Origin of the sequence: Acinetobacter sp. WC-743, from assembly GCF_000335555.1 — a bacterium.
Taxonomy (GTDB): Bacteria; Pseudomonadota; Gammaproteobacteria; order Pseudomonadales; family Moraxellaceae; genus Acinetobacter; species Acinetobacter bereziniae.
The window spans coordinates 1-16,714 of the sequence record NZ_AMFQ01000098.1; the positions used below are offsets into that span (position 1 = coordinate 1).

Sequence of the window (16,714 nt, forward strand, 5' to 3'; positions counted from 1 at the left end):
AGGAGCGGAGCTCCGCAAGCGCAACCATCAATAGCGTTTCATTTCTCTTGATCAATAAAATGAAAGCGATCAATAGATTGTTTGATGATCTAAAGCTTGCACTGCCACGCTTTAGTGCTAAAGTTTAAATTCTTTTGCGTAGGCGATGCTTCACTTTTCAGAGATGAAAAGTGACAAAAATCTTTCGTTGAGCGAGGGGTACATCCTCATACCCCCGCTCAACATGGCGACATCCATGTCTCCTCACGATCGCAAGACCATCTATGATTGAAAAGTACAAAATAAATGAATCATCCAAATCACTTGTATGAATAATCAGGCGGTTTGGATGTATCATCTTTCATCAAGGATTTTTATCGAACTCAGGTTATATGTAGGATTTGTCTTTGAAGTAACATCAAATTTTAAGCATAAAAAAGCCCACTTCATCATGAGTGGGCTTTTTCGAATCTGGCTCTTCCACCTGGGCTCGAACCAGGGACCTGCGGATTAACAGTCCGTCGCTCTACCGACTGAGCTATGGAAGAATAGATGGCTCTCCAACCTGGGCTCGAACCAGGGACCTGCGGATTAACAGTCCGTCGCTCTACCGACTGAGCTATTGGAGAATCTGATGCGCATTTTATGGATGAAAGCCAAAGTGGTCAAGTGAAATTATACCAAAAGCATCTTAAATGTTTTTTTATTGTCCGAATTTAAATAATTTGTATATATATTGATTATTTTTAAAGTTTTCTAAATCTTTTTCAGAGATTAAGCTTTCGTATGCTTGGGGATGTTGTTGTAGCTGTAGAATACTTTCAATCCGTTTGGAAGCTTTCTTTCGAGCTAATGCACTAAAAATAATCGCAATTTCTAAGATTTGGTTATTTTTAAAAAGAAAGTTGGAAGACAAGAATAAGTTTTTGACAGGATAAGGTTTTTTTCTCAAAGCATGTTGCTGCATGATTTGACTACTCAAACTTAATTCAAGTTCATAACACATTCCAAAGGAAAAACCGCGATGTTCTTGCTGTATTTTACGCATGCTTAATGCGGAAATTTTTTCATAGTCCACAGTCATATTGATTGCAGGTATTTGAATTTGACAAAAATCACTGTGAAAACACAGCTGTGGTCTTCCATATTTGATCAGTAGATACAGTGCAACAAGTTCAAATAATAAAATAAACAGCCACAATAGCAGCACGAAAATAAAAGTAAAGGTGATGTAGTCTGAATGCGCGATATATAGATAACAAGGAATCTGTAGCGTAGTCAGAATGACATAGCCAGCAATGATTTTTATTGGATCTGCTTTTATTGTGTATGTCGTATTAATCATGAAAATATAAAAATAGATTAACATAAAAAAGCCATTCTAATCAGAATGGCTCTTTGGCAAAATAAAATTATTCAATCTTATTTTTCAACACCAGCTGCTTGACCAGCATATTTTGCATTTGCATAGTCCCAGTTCACTAAGCTTTCTAAGAAAGTTGAAATGTATTTTGGACGAGCATTACGGAAGTCGATGTAATAAGCATGTTCCCAAACATCAATTGTTAATACCGCAACTTTGCCATGAGCAAGTGGAGTATCTGCATTTGAGGTTTTAAGAATAGAAAGCTCACCGTTTACTTTGTCAGCAACGAGCCATGCCCAACCTGAACCGAATTGAGTTGTTGCGGCAGCTGCAAACTCTTCAGCAAATTTTTCGTAAGAACCGAAAGCTTCATCAATTTTAGCTGCTAAAGCACCTGTTGCTTTACCACCACCGTTTTTAGCCATACAGTTCCAGTAGAAAGTGTGGTTCCAAACTTGAGCAGCATTGTTGAATACACCTGCTTTAGATGCATCGCCAGCAACAGCAACAATGATCTCTTCTAAAGTTTTACCTTCAAGATCAGTACCCGCGATTAAGTTGTTTAAGTTGACAACATAAGTATTGTGGTGCTTGTCGTGATGGTATTCTAAAGTTTCTTTGCTGATGTGCGGCGCAAGATCTTCGTAGCCGTATGGTAGAGCAGGTAAAGTAATGGTTGTCATGTTTTAAATTCCTTGCATTGAGCTGGGTTTTAACATTTAAGTGGCTTTATTGTAATAGATTCTTCGCGCAATAGGGCATGATGTTAAATAACAATACACAATTTATTTCGATTTAATACGTATATAGACAATTAAAAAAGACAGTGAAGATTTTCTTGAAAAAGTATCAAGTCATTTTTAAAAAATAATGAAATGATACTTTTATTGAGATTAAATTGGATTATTTAACTCAAAATATTCAGATTCAATATTGAACTGTTCTGCAATCGCTTTGGCTAATTCTTGCACGCCATAACGTTCAGTTGCATGATGACCACATGCATAGTAGTGAACATTCAATTCTTTGGCTTCATAAAAAGTACGTTCACTGACTTCACCTGAGATATAGGCATCACAGTCCATCGCTGCGGCTTTTGCAATATAATCCTGCGCACCTCCAGTGCAAAAACCTACTTTTTGAATCTGGGTTTTTGCTGCATCAAGGTGAATCGTATCAAAACCTAATTTTGTCGTGAGAAGTTGTTTAAACGTTTCAGGTGAGAGCGGATTTTTTAAATAACCGATATTGCCAATCGGATTGCGTTCATGAGGGTCCAAAGCTTCAATATTGTCCAAACCTAATATTTGAGCAATCATCGCATTATTGCCCAATGTTGGATGTGAGTCTAAGGGCAAATGATAGCCGACAAGAGAAATATCATTTTGAATGAGACTTTTGATGCGTTTTCCTCGCATCCCTGTAATTGGGTAAGGTTCACCTTTCCAGAAATATCCATGATGGACCAATAAAAGGTCCGCTTTTTTTTCAATGGCGGCATCAATTGCATCTTGTGAAGCTGTGACTGCACAAAGAATTTTCTTTACTTCAGATTTTCCTTCAATTTGTAAACCGTTAGGCGCGTAGTCTTTAAATTCAGGTGACTTTAAGGTTTGATCACACCACAGAATAATATCTTTAAGTAAAGCCATGAATAACCTTTTATGAAAATAGAGTAATTGAAGAATATCAAAACACATTTTAAACTGTAACTAAAGCTGAACAAAACTCTTTGTATTTTTTATGTTTCTTTATTGAATTGCTTTACAATATACAAATTGCTTTTGCATCAACGAATTAAAAAATTCTTAGAGGAATAAAAACGTGCGGCGTTCATTTACTTGGCTCCCTTGGGTTTTACTAATACTGGTAATTATTTGTTTTGTCGTATGGCAGAAACTTCAACAACCCAAAGCACCGATTGCAGCGGATGGCGTAAAGATGCCAGCGGAGAAAGTAGAGCCGTTGGTTAATACGTCTAGAACAGGTGGTGTGGTGTCGTACAGCGCTGCTGTTAAAGTTGCAGCGCCTGCAGTAGTCAATATTTTTACCACTCAAAAAGTAAAACAGAATCATCCATTGCTTAATGATCCTGCATTTCGAGAGTTTTTTGGTAATCAGATTCCTGAACAGAATCAAAACCAGAATGAAAATAGCTTGGGGTCTGGGGTGATTGTCCGTCCGGATGGCTACATTTTGACGAATAACCATGTGATTGCGCAAGCAGATCAAATTGTTGTTGCCTTGCAAGATGGACGCCGTGCCGAAGCAACTGTGATTGGAACAGATCCAGATACAGATTTGGCAGTCATTAAAATTGGTTTAAAAGATTTACCTGTATTGCCGTTTAAATTGAGTGGTAATGAGGTGGGTGATGTTGTCTTGGCAATTGGTAATCCATTTGGGGTGGGGCAAACTGTGACTCAAGGGATTATCTCTGCAACGGGGCGTTCTGATCTTGGAATCAATACTTATGAAGATTTTATTCAAACAGATGCAGCGATTAATCCAGGTAACTCTGGTGGCGCATTGATTGATGTTGCTGGGAATTTGATTGGTGTAAATACTGCAATTTTCTCACAGTCAGGTGGATCTTTAGGCATTGGTTTTGCAATCCCTGCAAAAATTTGCCAGCAAATACTCAATTCGATTTTAAAAGATGGTCGAGTGATTCGTGGCTGGATGGGGATTAGTTTAGTTCCACCGACACAAGAAGATGTGTTACAACCTCGTCAACCTGGTGTAGTTGTTGCCGATGTATTGAAACGAGGTCCAGCGGCAGAAGCAGGAATTAAAGTCGGTGACCGTATTGTGAAAGTCAATAATGAAGACATTACTTCGACTTCACATTTGATTAATTATGTCGCTTTACAAGCACCAAATACTGAAATTCAAGTGGAAGTTGTACGTGGCGATCAAAAAGTGAATTTAACAGTTAAAGTGGGTGAACGAAAAGTTGTGAATAATGACTCACAATTTATTCCACTTCCAAAACGTTAATTTTAATGCATAAAAGCTCTGATATTTCAGGGCTTTTTTTATGTTCTCAAGGTGATCAAAATAGTGCAATAAAAACAAGTTTTTTCATTAAAGCCAATTTATGGCATGTTGATCACATTGGGCTTTACCAAAACTTCCATTTCGGCTTGTGAGGCCAATTGGCACAAGGATTTGGGAATAAGGTATAAATTTTGACAAATTCGTCTTCTGTAAGTTTTCCGTCATTGTTTTCATCTAGATATTTAAATAGTTTAGTGTTTTTATCTTTGCCTTGAAACTGTCGGTCATCTGGCCAAGGGTATGGGGCAAAGTCTGTAACTTTTAAAAACTCATTGAGTTCAAACGTATTATTTTTATTTGAATCATAAGTTTTATAAAATCCCTCCCAATCCATGGAAGCAGGTTCACAACCAAAGCTTGCAGTGCTCAATGTACTGAGAGTCATGAGCGTTGCATATATTATTTTATTCATTGTTCTACTCTATTTACATGGTTATGTGAAATATAAATATATCATTCAACTTTTCAAAGCAATTTAATAATCATGATTTTCTGATACTAATGGCTATGACAGAGATCATTATCACTGGTTTGGGTCTCTTTTATTTGGCGAAGATAAACAAAAACCAGCGCCTAAGCGCTGGTTTTGATGAACTAAACATTACCGATTTGATTAGCTTTCTTGTTGGATACCTGCCACTAACCAATCTTGGTTAGAACCCGCAGGTTTTACAAAGTGCCATACTTCAGAGAATGGTGCAGGCAGACTATTTAAATCTTCACTGACTGTACCAGTAAAACGAACACTTACCACATATTGACCATTTTCAGTTGCACTATCGACCACCAATGCATTTAAGTTCGAAAACTCAGCAACATCTTGATCTTGGTTCGCCATGATATCGTTATACATGGACTGATAAAGATCAGGTGTTAAGTAGCGTTGAATTTCTGCAATGTTACTAACAGAGTTCATCGATTGAATATGATTAAAACGTTGGCGTGCTACACGTAAGAAAGCTGCAGGTTCAGTACCATCTGGAAGCTGATTGCCACTTTGCATTGATGCTGCACCAAAAGGCGCTTGAGGTGCAGCACCACCATTCACAGACTGACCAAAAATATTGGTATTGTCTGAATTACGTGCTGTGTTATTTTGACCAAATGGCGCAGATGTAGGACCTGACGTATTTGGTGCATAAGGATTATTGCCCGCTAATTTTTTTTTAGCGCCGAATTTACGGAACAAGAAGAATGCAGCACCCGCGATCAAGATCAACCAAATCCAGCTCGGGATTCCACCTTTTTTCTCTTCTTGCTGAGCTGCTTGTTGTTTGGCTAATTCAGCATCATTGGTCTGAGCTTGTGAATTCCCATTGTTGTTGTCAGCCATTGCATTGGCAGCAATTGCACCCACTGCCGCACCAGCCACACCAGCAGCAACCATTTTACCGACACCAGAGCCTGACTTTTGCTGACCCGCTTGAGCTGGCATTGGTTGTTGAGCAGGCGTAACTTGTCGAGGTTGAGAATAAGACTGACTTGAACTCGAAGAACGGCTCATGCCATGGCTTTTACCACCACCCGCACGTTTTGCTTCGGCTAAAGGTGCTACAGCCAAAGTTGCCATTAAAATACCTGCGATCAAGCCGCGCTGTCGAACTTCCATTGAATGTACCTATTTAAAAATATGTTTATGAGTATGAAAAGCAAGATTATGAGGCTTTGCTTTTCATATCTATATTTATGCAGTCTTTTGACTAGAATTTCAATGTTTTTGAGATTTATTTGTGCATATATTCACATAATCATAACGAATATATTGATAGCTTGATGGATTGGAACTTGTTTTTTCTAATGCATTGAAATAATTGAAAAGTCTTGATTTAAAGATGTTTTATCATATCGGTGGAATTGTTCAATTCAAAAGCATTCAGCCTGATCAATTCTGTATCTTGATTCTCATCGTGATTCTCATCGAGCAGTGAGTTTAACCGTGCAACTGATCGTTAAAACAAACAGCTGCACGTTTTTTCTCAATCCAAGTATTTTTAGAGTTAACAGTCAGTGCATTTGATATTCAACAATATTAACTGACTTAGCAACACAGCGTACTTGCCGATCTCAAGCGACTTCGTCACTCAATTGCATCGCCTCAGTAAGTGCCTCATGTAAACGAGCAACAGCAATCACCTGTACACCTGCAATTGGTTTTTGTGGAGCATTGCCTCTTGGTACAATGATGTACTTGAAACCGTGTTTAATGGCTTCTTTAAGACGTTCTTGTCCATTGGGAACAGGGCGTATTTCTCCAGATAGCCCCACCTCGCCAAAAACAGCCAATTGTTGAGGCAATGCTTTAGAACGTAGACTGGATGCGCAAGCCAACAGGACCGCCAAATCTGAACCTGTTTCAGTAATTTTTAATCCACCCACCACATTGACGTAGACATCTTGCCCTGAAGTTTGCACACCACCATGACGATGCATAACGGCAAGTAGCATGTTTAAACGGTTTTGTTCTAGACCGAGTGCGACTCGGCGCGGTTGTCCATGTGCATCATCAACCAACGCTTGAACTTCGACCAACAAGGGTCGTGTACCTTCACGACTGATCATGACCACAGAACCTGGGATGGCTTCATCATAACGGCTTAGAAAAATAGCAGATGGGTTTGCAACTTCTTTTAAGCCTTTATCTGTCATACCAAATACGCCCAATTCGTTGACCGCACCAAAACGGTTTTTCACTGCGCGAATCATACGGTAGCGAGAATCTGACTGCCCTTCAAAGTACAATACGCAGTCGACCATATGTTCGAGAACTCGCGGTCCGGCGAGTGAACCTTCTTTGGTGACATGACCAACAATGAATAGGGCGGTACCACTATTTTTTGCAAAACGAGTTAAAAGTGCAGCTGATTCACGAATTTGTGATACGCCACCGGGTGCAGACTGTAAGGTTTCGGTATATAAGGTTTGGATAGAATCTAGTATGGCAACAGCCGGACGCAATTGTGCCAAGGTGTCACAGATTCTTTCAACACAGGTTTCAGCCATGACCTGTAATTTATCTGTGGCTAAGTCCAGACGGTTTGCACGTAAGGCGACTTGAGAAAGTGATTCTTCACCTGTGACATAAAGTGCGGAGCTGTTCGCTGCAGCCATGTGGGTTGCTGTTTGCAAAAGAATCGTTGATTTACCAATACCTGGATCACCACCGATCAATACCACAGAACCCGTAACCAACCCGCCACCGAGTACTCGATCAAATTCTCCAATTCCTGTTCCTAAACGCGTTTCATTGGAAACAGTGATTTGATTTAACAGTGTTACATTGGCTGCTTGTCCAGCATATCCCCCTCCCATCGGTTTTGCTCGATGTGATACCACAGGTTCAATACGGACTTCAGTCAGAGAATTCCATTCACCACAGTCTGAACATTGACCTGCCCATTTTGGATGGTCTGTACCACATTGTTCACAACGATAAACAGTTTTGACTTTGCCCATTTTGAGTGCATATACCTTTTCAATGATGTGCTGAATGTACCAATAGCGACATTGAAATACAATTTTTTGCACAACATCTCGCCAAAAACAATTTTGGCACGTAAACTGCAAAATGAAGGAACGGTAAAAATAAGAAAGGTAAGGAATAGTCTATTGACTATTTAATAAGCTAAAAGATGGAAAATCCTAGATAATTAGGCGTATCTATTGAAAAAGGCTTTTTTATTTTTTTTGTTTTAAGCTACTTTTGTAAAACAAATCTGAGAGAAGAATATAACAATGTCAAATGAAAACCTCAGTTCTTCTGCGGAAACAGGTGAACTATCTAGAAGTTTATCAAATCGCCATCTTCAATTAATTGCAATTGGTGGTGCGATTGGGACAGGATTATTCATGGGGTCAGGGAAGACAATTAGTCTTGCAGGACCTTCAATATTATTTATCTACATGATCATTGGTTTGATGGTGTTTTTCGTCATGCGTGCGCTGGGGGAATTGCTACTATCAAACTTGCAATACAAGTCATTTATCGACTTTTCAACAGATTTAATCGGTCCTTGGGCAGGTTATTTTGTAGGATGGACGTATTGGTTGTGTTGGATCACCATCGGTATCGCAGATTTATCTGCCATTATCTACTATTTACAGTTCTTTAATAACGGCGTGGCATTTACACCAACCGAAGGCGCGATGATCAGTGTTGCTGCCATTTTCTTTATTATGGGATTGAACCTCGTTACTGTAAAACTGTTTGGTGAACTCGAATTCTGGTTTGCGTTGATTAAGATTATTGCCATCGTGGTACTGATTTTAGTTGGACTCTGGATGATTTTTACGGGCTTTACTTCAGCTGCTACAGGTCAAGTCGCATCCTTTACTCATTTATGGGATCACGGAGGCATGTTCCCTAAAGGGTTTGAAGGCTTTTTAGCGGGTTTCCAGATTGCAATTTTTGCCTTTGTTGGGGTAGAGCTTGTAGGAACGACAGCTGCTGAAACTAAAGATCCTGAAAAGAATTTACCTAAAGCAGTTAACTCGATTCCAATTCGTATTATTTTCTTCTACGTCTTGGCTTTGGTTATCGTCATGTCCGTGACACCTTGGGATCAAATTGACCCTAAAGTCAGCCCATTTGTAAACTTATTTAGTCAAGCGGGTATTGCTGCAGCAGCGATCATCATGAACTTGGTGGTACTGTCATCAGTTATGTCTTCAATGAATAGTGGTGTGTTTTCAACCAGTCGTATGTTGTTTGGACTTTCTCGTGAAGATCAAGGTCCGAAAGCATTTGGTTTGCTCAATCGCCGTGCTGTTCCAGCCAACGCTTTATATTTCTCTGGCGTGTGTTTGCTGGGTGGTGCTGCATTACAGTATTTCGTACCAAATACAGTTGAAGCATTTACTTTAGCAACGACACTTTCAACAATTTTATTCATTCTCGTATGGATTATTATCCTGTGGAGTTACTTGGTGTATTACAAAACACGCCCAGAACTTCATGCAAAATCCGTATTTAAATTGCCGGGTGGACCTCTGACTTGCTATGTGGTGATTATTTTCTTCATTGGAACAATTGGTATCCTCGCTTTAGAGCCAGATACTTTGAAATCATTGATGGTCAGCCCAATTTGGTTAATTATCCTTGCGATTGGTTATTTCTGTTTTTATAAGAAAAAACAGTAATTAGCTATTTCAAAGATACTCATAAGAAAACGCCAGTAATGTACTGGCGTTTTTTTTATTCTCATTTTAAGCTTGAGCGCCTGTTATTTTGGTCTATATTTTAGAATCAAGGTATACTGACAAAAATTTTGGAAATAGGTGAGCAGATGCGTTTAGCAATTTGTAGCATCGGTTTAGTTTTAAGTGGTGCCGTTTTAGTAGGCTGTGGTCAATCTGGTAATTTACAGTTAGCCAATAGCCCTGATTATGACAAGCGTGCCAAATACTTGTTGTATTCAAAGAATGACAGTAAATCTGTTCAGACTGAGAAAAAAGCAGTGGATCAGGCTGTTCCAGCAGATCAGTCTGTCCCAGCATCACAAGTGACTTCAAATTAAACCTATTTAAACTTTCATTGAAAGGATACATTCATGAGTTTTTCCCGCATTGATGGGGTATTGCATGCAGAGCAATGTTCTTTAGATCAGCTTGCTATGCAATATGGCACACCACTTTATGTCTATTCAAAAGCGACATTTGAAAAGCATTATTTAGATATGGATAAAGCCTTTAGCTTTATCGATCATCAAATTTGTTTTGCGGTGAAGTCTAACTCTAATCTTGCAGTATTGAATGTATTGGCAAAACTGGGTTGTGGTTTTGATATTGTCACAGGTGGTGAACTTGCACGGGTACTTGCGGCAGGTGGTGATCCATCAAAAATCGTGTTTTCTGGTCTAGGCAAACAAGAAGAAGATATACAAAAAGCGTTGGAAGTGGGTATTGCATGTTTCAACGTGGAATCACATGCTGAACTTGATCGTATTCAAAATATTGCGGCACGTTTAGGTCAAAAAGCACCTATTTCTCTACGAGTCAATCCAGATGTTGATGCCAAAACCCATCCTTATATTTCAACAGGGTTGAAAGAAAATAAATTTGGTATTCCTTCTGATGTGGTTTTTGAAACCTATCAATATGCAGCGTCTTTGCCAAATTTAGATGTGGTTGGAATTGATTGTCACATTGGTTCGCAATTGACTGAAACTCAGCCTTTTGTGGATGCGCTTGATCGTATTATGATGATGATCGAACAGCTTAAAACGCTCGGCATTCATTTACAGCATATCGATATCGGTGGCGGTTTAGGCGTGACTTATAAAGATGAAACGCCACCAAGCGTTGTTGAATATGCTGAGTCTATGCGTCCAGCTTTAGAAAAACTGGGTTTAAAAGTATATATGGAACCGGGGCGGAGTATTTCAGCAAATGCTGGCGTTTTACTGACTAAAGTTGATTTGCTTAAACCAACTCAGCACCGTAACTTTGCAATTATCGATGCAGCTATGAATGATTTAATTCGCCCATCCCTGTATGAGGCTTGGATGGATATTCAGCCAGTTAAGTCACGCACTGATGTTGAAAACAAAACTTGGGATATTGTCGGCGCTATTTGTGAAACAGGTGATTTCTTAGGTAAAGCACGTGAACTTGCGCTTAAAGAAAATGACCATCTTGCTGTTTTGGGTGCTGGTGCATACGGTTTTGTTATGAGTTCAAACTATAACAGTCGTGGTCGTGCTGCAGAAGTGATGGTGGATGGTGAACAATCTCATGTGATTCGTAAACGAGAAAGTATTGAATCACTTTGGGAAAATGAACGTTTGTTGCCTTAAGGAGTAATTTTAGATGTTATTAGAATTTACCAAAATGCATGGTCTGGGCAATGACTTCATGGTGGTTGATTTGATTAGCCAACGTGCCTTTTTTGATGCAATGACGATCCGTCGTTTGGCTGATCGTCATTTTGGCATTGGTTTTGATCAACTTCTCATTGTTGAACCACCAGATTTTCCTAATGTTGACTTTAAATATCGTATTTTTAATGCAGATGGTTCTGAAGTAGAGCAGTGCGGTAATGGGGTGCGTTGCTTTGCTCGTTTTGTTTACGAGCGTCAATTGACCAATAAGAAGCGCTTTAAAGTGCAGACCAGTGCAGGCATTGTCGAACCAGAGTTGGGTGAAAATGGTTGGGTTCGTGTCAATATGGGCTATCCGAAATTTTTACCGCAAGAGATTCCATTTATTGCTGAAGAGCCAGATGCTTTGTATGACATCGCTTTGGCAGATAATCAGTCACTGACCATTGATGTGGTCAATATGGGTAATCCGCATGCAGTGACCATCGTTACTGATGTTTTAACTGCAGATGTTGCGCATATCGGTCCACAAGTAGAGTCTCATGAACGTTTTCCACAACGGGTCAATGCAGGTTTTATGCAAATTGTAGATGAAAAGCACGCTCGCTTACGTGTCTTTGAACGTGGTGTAGGTGAAACCATGGCATGTGGGACAGGTGCATGTGCAGCAGCTGTGTCAGGTATGCGTCGTGGTTTGCTTGCCAACAATGTGGAAATTGAATTGGCAGGCGGTAAATTGCAAATTGAATGGAAAGAAGGTGATGTGGTGTGGATGACCGGTCCAACGGCTACTGTTTACGAAGGTCGTTTGGATTTACGCTATTTTCAAAGTTAAGCATATACCTTTAGCCCTGAATTGATGTCAGGGCTTTTTAAATTTGGTCAGCAGGTTTTCGTCAATAACTACAGCGCTGATATTTATTAAAATTCAAAGCAAATAATCACAATCAAATAGGAAAATAAACCATGGCAATAGACCGGATAGATTGGCATGCTGAATCCGCTGAACAAGCTGGATTTCCCTACAAAAATGGTGGAACGCATATCGGCATGTATTTGGCATGGATGATCAATCATCATTTAGAAGGTGAGTTTCACCAAGAAGAAAGTGAAACTGAATTAGAACAAGTGCGTACACGTCAAATGACTGGATTACAGTTTTTGACAGATATGTGTGATGAAAAATTCTGGAAAGAAGATTTGAATGAAGAAGGCTTTGAATTTACGCAAGTTTATTATGAAAGTCATCAATATTTTAAAGATTATGATGAAACCTTGGTTTATTCAAAAGGCTTAATAGAAACTTATGCAGTAGAAGACACTTGGGAAAACTATGATTTAATTGCTGCAGTAATCAGTCAGAAATATCAGCAATGGAAGCAAAACCGCCCATAAGTTTGCTAAAAGTGATCCATAAAAAAACACAGTCCGAAATGGGTAGGACTGTGTTTTAATGTTGATTCGTCTGGAGATCAAATCAACATTAAGCAACCACACTACAGCACGCATATTTGCTTAATGTATATATGAGGGTGATTGGTTGTTTTTCAATCAATATAAGTGTAAATTCTCAAAGTTTCAATGTTCTAAAACTGTTCAGTTAATTCATTGAATGAATTCCAAATATATTACCTTCGGTATCTACAGCTAAAACGATATGTCCATGCGGTCCGATTGACATTTTTGCTTGATGAATTTGTCCTCCCGCAGCTTCAACACGAGCTTCTTCGATCGCACAGTCTTCACTACTGAAATAGATAATCGTACTGTTTCCACCTGCACTCACACCTTGCATTTTTACCAAGGTTCCAGTGGAGCCATACTGGTTCATGTCGGAGGGAAAAGCCCACATTTGGGTATTTGCATCAGTCGGGTCGCTCAATAAACTGAGTTCTGTTCCCAATACAGTTTGATAAAATAATTTGGCTCGTTCCATATCATCAACATAGATTTCAAACCAACAGACTGGATTTGGCATGATGGTGTCCTTTTGTTTTACTGTTATATGTATTAGACCATTCGTTGGCAGTTTGCTTGAGTAGATAAACTCTAGCTCAGCCAGCAAATATTATTTTTAGACTTTATTGTGATTAGCTTATGACAAACTTGAATGTTGTACAGCTGTATTTTGTAAGCAGGTTTGTTTTTTATTCACAGCCATAAAAAAAGAGAATGCCGAAGCATTCTCTTTTCTGAATTGTTGAACATCATTATATTAATGACGCGCAGCTTTTTTGCCTTCATCTACCGCTTTCACGATTGGTGCTTTGACCAATGGTGTTGGTTGTTCAACCAAAGCAAGTGGAAGGATCTCATCGATACTTTTCACTGCTTTAATCTCTAAACCATCTTTCACATTTTGAGGGATTTCAGCCAAGTCACGTACGTTTTCTTGTGGGATAAACACCAGTTTAACACCACCACGATGTGCCGCTAAAAGTTTCTCTTTTAAGCCACCAATACGCATTGCACGACCGCCTAAGCTGGTTTCACCCGTCATGGCAATATCAGGACGAATTGCAATACCTGTAAATGCTGAAACCAACGCAGTTGTTAAAGCTAAACCTGCAGAAGGACCATCTTTCGGTGTTGCACCTTCAGGCAAGTGAACGTGTACATCGGTTTCTTCAAAACGAGAAGCTTCAATACCTAATTCATCAGCACGTGTACGAACCACAGTCATTGCAGCTGTAATCGATTCTTTCATCACATCACCGAGTGAACCCGTCGTAATGAATTTACCTTTACCTTTGACGGCTGCAACCTCAATGGTTAACAACTCACCGCCGACAGAAGTCCAAGCCAAGCCATTTACACGACCAACTTGAGCTTCTTCTTCAGCCATGCCGTAATCAAACTTATGCACACCTAAATATTCAGGTAAGTTTTCAGCAGTGACATCGATATGCAAGTTCTTGGCTTTCTTGCTTACAGACTCTTTCACCACTTTACGCGCAATTTTTGAAACTTCACGCTCTAGGCTACGCACCCCAGCTTCACGTGTATAACGACGCACGATGTCTCGAATCGCTTCTTCATGAACAGTCAATTCTTTAGTACGTAATCCATTGTTCTTAATCGCTTTAGGAACAAGATAACGATCCGCAATATTGACTTTTTCGTCTTCGGTATAGCCCGGTAAACGAATCACTTCCATACGGTCTAATAACGCCTCAGGAATATTCATGCTGTTGGCAGTACAGATGAACATCACTTCTGACAAATCTAAGTCAAGATCTAGATAATGATCATTAAATTTGCTGTTCTGTGATGGATCAAGTACTTCAAGTAATGCAGATGCTGGATCACCACGATAATCCTGTGCCATTTTGTCAATCTCATCGAGTAAGAACAATGGATTCTTAACACCGACTTTGGTCAAAGACTGCACAATTTTACCTGGCATCGCACCGATATAAGTACGACGATGACCACGAATTTCTGCTTCATCACGGACGCCACCAAGTGCCATACGAACGAATTCACGTCCGGTTGCTTTAGCAATGGATTCACCAAGAGAGGTTTTACCCACACCTGGAGGTCCGACTAAGCATAGGATTGGACCACGAAGTTTTTTCACGCGTGACTGAACAGCAAGGTATTCAACAATACGTTCTTTGACTTCATCTAAACCGTAGTGGTCTGTGTCCAAGATTTCCTGAGCTTTTGCCAAGTTAATGCTAACTTTGCTGGCTTTATTCCAAGGCGTATCTAAAATTGCCTCGATATAATTACGTACCACAGCAGCTTCGCTTGACGCAGGTTGCATCGCTTTGAGTTTACGGAACTCATTTTCAGCTTTTTTACGTACATGTTCAGGTAAATCAGCTTCTGCTAAACGTTTTTCAATTTCAGCAACATCATCTTCCGCACCGCCATTCATGTCGGAAAGTTCACGTTGAATGACCTTCATCTTTTCATTGAGGAAGTATTCACGTTGGTTTTTTTCCATTTGACGTTTTACAGAGTCATGCAAAGTTTGTTCAATCTGTTGTTCTTCAGACTGTTGTAACAAATAAGTCATGAGTTCTTGTAAATGTGCCTCAAACTCATCGTGTTCTAAGAATTTTTGTTTGACATCAATATTCAAAGGTACACGTGTTGCAACAAAGAATAATAGTTGCAGTAAATCGTCAATTTTGTTGGCTGCTGCAATCAACTCACGTGCATTACGTAATTTTGCTTCTGCATACTGTGAAAACAGTGCACGTAATTCATCCACACGTGTTGTTTGGGTAGCGTTGTCTATCGATACAGTCATTGGACTTAACGCATGTTCTGCCGATAAATATTCATCATTGTCGATGATCTCAACCAGCTTAGAACGGTGTAAACCTTCAATGAGCACTTTGATGCAGTTTTCATCATTTTCATGGTTTACAACTTGTACAATCTTAGCGACAGTACCATATTGATATAGGTTGTCGTGATCAATTTCTTCTGTAAGCGAATCTTTTTGCGCAACTACAAATACTAAATTGTCACTGTTACGAGCCACATCAACTGCATTGATCGATTTTTCACGACCCACAAATAGCGCAATTTGCATGTGTGGATAAACCACCACGTCACGCAACGCTAACAGCGGTAATACACTTGGAACCTGTGGCTCTAAGTTTTCTTGATTCATAATAATTTCAGACATGGGCACTCCTAATGAGTGACAACGGTGTTGCCATGTTTTTTATAGTGATGTGTATTTCAAAAATTACAAGGGCTTTACTTAATAAAAAAGTTAAAAAAACGCAAGTATTTGATTTACAAACAAGCCTAAAGGAATTTATTGACCTATCTGGCGTTTGAAATAGTAAGTTTTTATTGGTGTAATCAGGCTATCAAGGGATTGATCCCACGAATTTCTTGCTAATTCAGTATGTAGAAACTGAAAATCATGTGCTAAACCTAGTCGATGAGGCTGTTGAAAAGCGGAAGCAAGCGTTCGATCATAAAAACCACCTCCCATGCCCATACGTGTTCCTTTTATATCACAAGCCAATAACGGCATGATCACAACATCTAGTGTCGAAACATGCTTTCCACGGCTTGCCATGGGCTCTAACATACCTAAACGATGTAATGAAAAGCGTTTATTTTGATATTGCTGGTAGGAAATTTTGACCCAAACCAAGTGATTATTCATATTACAGATCATGGGTAAATAAACTTTTTTACCTTGAGCAAAGCAATATTCAATCAGACGTTTGGTTTTTACTTCTCCAAAAGCATCTAAATACAGTCCAATTTTCCGCGCGTTTAAAAATTTCGGATGCTTTAAACATTGCTTTAAGCAACGCAACTCGATCATTTTTTGTTGCTGTGAATTCAACTTGCGTCGTTGCTGACTGATGATTTTGCGCAATTGTGAATTTTGATTCATGCTGTCAAGTTTAACTCCAAACTGTAAACAGTATACAACGAATTGAATCACAACAGGATTGAGAAAATTACAGTTTTGATTGATCTGAGATTAAAAGATTGTCGCATTTTTTGTTTA

Annotated in this window: 15 protein-coding genes and 2 tRNA genes; 6 read left to right on the plus strand and 11 right to left on the minus strand. The window is 39.3% G+C overall.

Annotation, left to right across the window (positions count from 1 at the left end; translation table 11 throughout):
- Positions 1 to 451: 451 nt before the first annotated feature.
- From ACINWC743_RS14425 to ACINWC743_RS14445, 5 genes are all read right to left on the minus strand, one after another.
- Positions 452 to 527 (minus strand) — tRNA-Asn (locus ACINWC743_RS14425).
- Between the two features lie 5 nt (positions 528 to 532).
- Positions 533 to 608: transfer RNA gene (locus tag ACINWC743_RS14430), tRNA-Asn, on the minus strand.
- Positions 609 to 682: 74 nt separating this feature from the next.
- Positions 683 to 1,348, minus strand: a complete 666-nt coding sequence (locus ACINWC743_RS14435) for a hypothetical protein (RefSeq protein ID WP_009585992.1) — start codon at positions 1,346 to 1,348, stop codon at positions 683 to 685.
- A gap of 53 nt (positions 1,349 to 1,401) precedes the next feature.
- Positions 1,402 to 2,028: a superoxide dismutase gene (locus ACINWC743_RS14440; protein WP_004828430.1), complete on the minus strand. Its 627-nt coding sequence runs from the start codon at positions 2,026 to 2,028 to the stop codon at positions 1,402 to 1,404.
- Positions 2,029 to 2,238: 210 nt separating this feature from the next.
- A complete protein-coding gene (locus ACINWC743_RS14445; RefSeq protein WP_009586002.1) occupies positions 2,239 to 2,997 on the minus strand; it encodes a Nif3-like dinuclear metal center hexameric protein in 759 nt (252 codons plus the stop codon).
- Positions 2,998 to 3,169: 172 nt separating this feature from the next.
- On the opposite strand from ACINWC743_RS14445, the gene ACINWC743_RS14450 reads away from it, so the two are divergent.
- Positions 3,170 to 4,345 carry a S1C family serine protease gene (locus ACINWC743_RS14450; protein WP_004828434.1) on the plus strand — a complete coding sequence of 392 codons (1,176 nt, stop codon included), beginning with the start codon at positions 3,170 to 3,172 and terminating at the stop codon, positions 4,343 to 4,345.
- Between the two features lie 124 nt (positions 4,346 to 4,469).
- On the opposite strand, the gene ACINWC743_RS14455 is transcribed toward ACINWC743_RS14450, so the two are convergent.
- From ACINWC743_RS14455 to radA, 3 genes are all read right to left on the minus strand, one after another.
- Positions 4,470 to 4,817 carry an EF-hand domain-containing protein gene (locus ACINWC743_RS14455; RefSeq protein ID WP_035301228.1) on the minus strand — a complete coding sequence of 116 codons (348 nt, stop codon included), beginning with the start codon at positions 4,815 to 4,817 and terminating at the stop codon, positions 4,470 to 4,472.
- Positions 4,818 to 5,018: 201 nt separating this feature from the next.
- Positions 5,019 to 6,014: a Tim44 domain-containing protein gene (locus tag ACINWC743_RS14460; RefSeq protein WP_004828437.1), complete on the minus strand. Its 996-nt coding sequence runs from the start codon at positions 6,012 to 6,014 to the stop codon at positions 5,019 to 5,021.
- 455 nt (positions 6,015 to 6,469) lie between these two features.
- Entirely contained in the window at positions 6,470 to 7,858 is a 1,389-nt protein-coding gene (gene radA / locus ACINWC743_RS14465; RefSeq protein ID WP_010591196.1) for a DNA repair protein RadA, read from the minus strand.
- Between the two features lie 279 nt (positions 7,859 to 8,137).
- Here radA and ACINWC743_RS14470 point away from each other — a divergent pair, with 279 nt between their 5' ends.
- From ACINWC743_RS14470 to ACINWC743_RS14490, 5 genes are all read left to right on the plus strand, one after another.
- Positions 8,138 to 9,541: an amino acid permease gene (locus tag ACINWC743_RS14470; RefSeq protein WP_005030677.1), complete on the plus strand. Its 1,404-nt coding sequence runs from the start codon at positions 8,138 to 8,140 to the stop codon at positions 9,539 to 9,541.
- A gap of 146 nt (positions 9,542 to 9,687) precedes the next feature.
- The gene (locus tag ACINWC743_RS14475) at positions 9,688 to 9,918 is read left to right on the plus strand and encodes a hypothetical protein (protein ID WP_004828442.1); all 231 of its coding nucleotides are present in this window, start codon (positions 9,688 to 9,690) and stop codon (positions 9,916 to 9,918) included.
- 33 nt (positions 9,919 to 9,951) lie between these two features.
- On the plus strand, positions 9,952 to 11,196 hold the full coding sequence (gene lysA, locus ACINWC743_RS14480; protein WP_009586000.1) for a diaminopimelate decarboxylase: 1,245 nt from the start codon (positions 9,952 to 9,954) through the stop codon (positions 11,194 to 11,196).
- Positions 11,197 to 11,209: 13 nt separating this feature from the next.
- On the plus strand, positions 11,210 to 12,055 hold the full coding sequence (dapF, locus tag ACINWC743_RS14485) for a diaminopimelate epimerase (protein WP_004828445.1): 846 nt from the start codon (positions 11,210 to 11,212) through the stop codon (positions 12,053 to 12,055).
- 131 nt (positions 12,056 to 12,186) lie between these two features.
- The gene (locus tag ACINWC743_RS14490) at positions 12,187 to 12,615 is read left to right on the plus strand and encodes a hypothetical protein (RefSeq protein WP_009586006.1); all 429 of its coding nucleotides are present in this window, start codon (positions 12,187 to 12,189) and stop codon (positions 12,613 to 12,615) included.
- A 205-nt stretch (positions 12,616 to 12,820) separates the two neighbouring features.
- Here the strand turns inward: ACINWC743_RS14490 and ACINWC743_RS14495 are convergent, their stop codons facing one another.
- The 3 genes from ACINWC743_RS14495 to ACINWC743_RS14505 all read right to left on the minus strand — a co-directional run bounded on the left by ACINWC743_RS14495 (position 12,821) and on the right by ACINWC743_RS14505 (position 16,597).
- Positions 12,821 to 13,198: a VOC family protein gene (locus ACINWC743_RS14495; RefSeq protein ID WP_009586014.1), complete on the minus strand. Its 378-nt coding sequence runs from the start codon at positions 13,196 to 13,198 to the stop codon at positions 12,821 to 12,823.
- A 237-nt stretch (positions 13,199 to 13,435) separates the two neighbouring features.
- The gene (gene lon / locus ACINWC743_RS14500; RefSeq protein WP_009586016.1) at positions 13,436 to 15,865 is read right to left on the minus strand and encodes an endopeptidase La; all 2,430 of its coding nucleotides are present in this window, start codon (positions 15,863 to 15,865) and stop codon (positions 13,436 to 13,438) included.
- Positions 15,866 to 16,000: 135 nt separating this feature from the next.
- Entirely contained in the window at positions 16,001 to 16,597 is a 597-nt protein-coding gene (locus ACINWC743_RS14505) for a 5-formyltetrahydrofolate cyclo-ligase (RefSeq protein ID WP_009585994.1), read from the minus strand.
- Between the last annotated feature and the right edge of the window lie 117 nt (positions 16,598 to 16,714).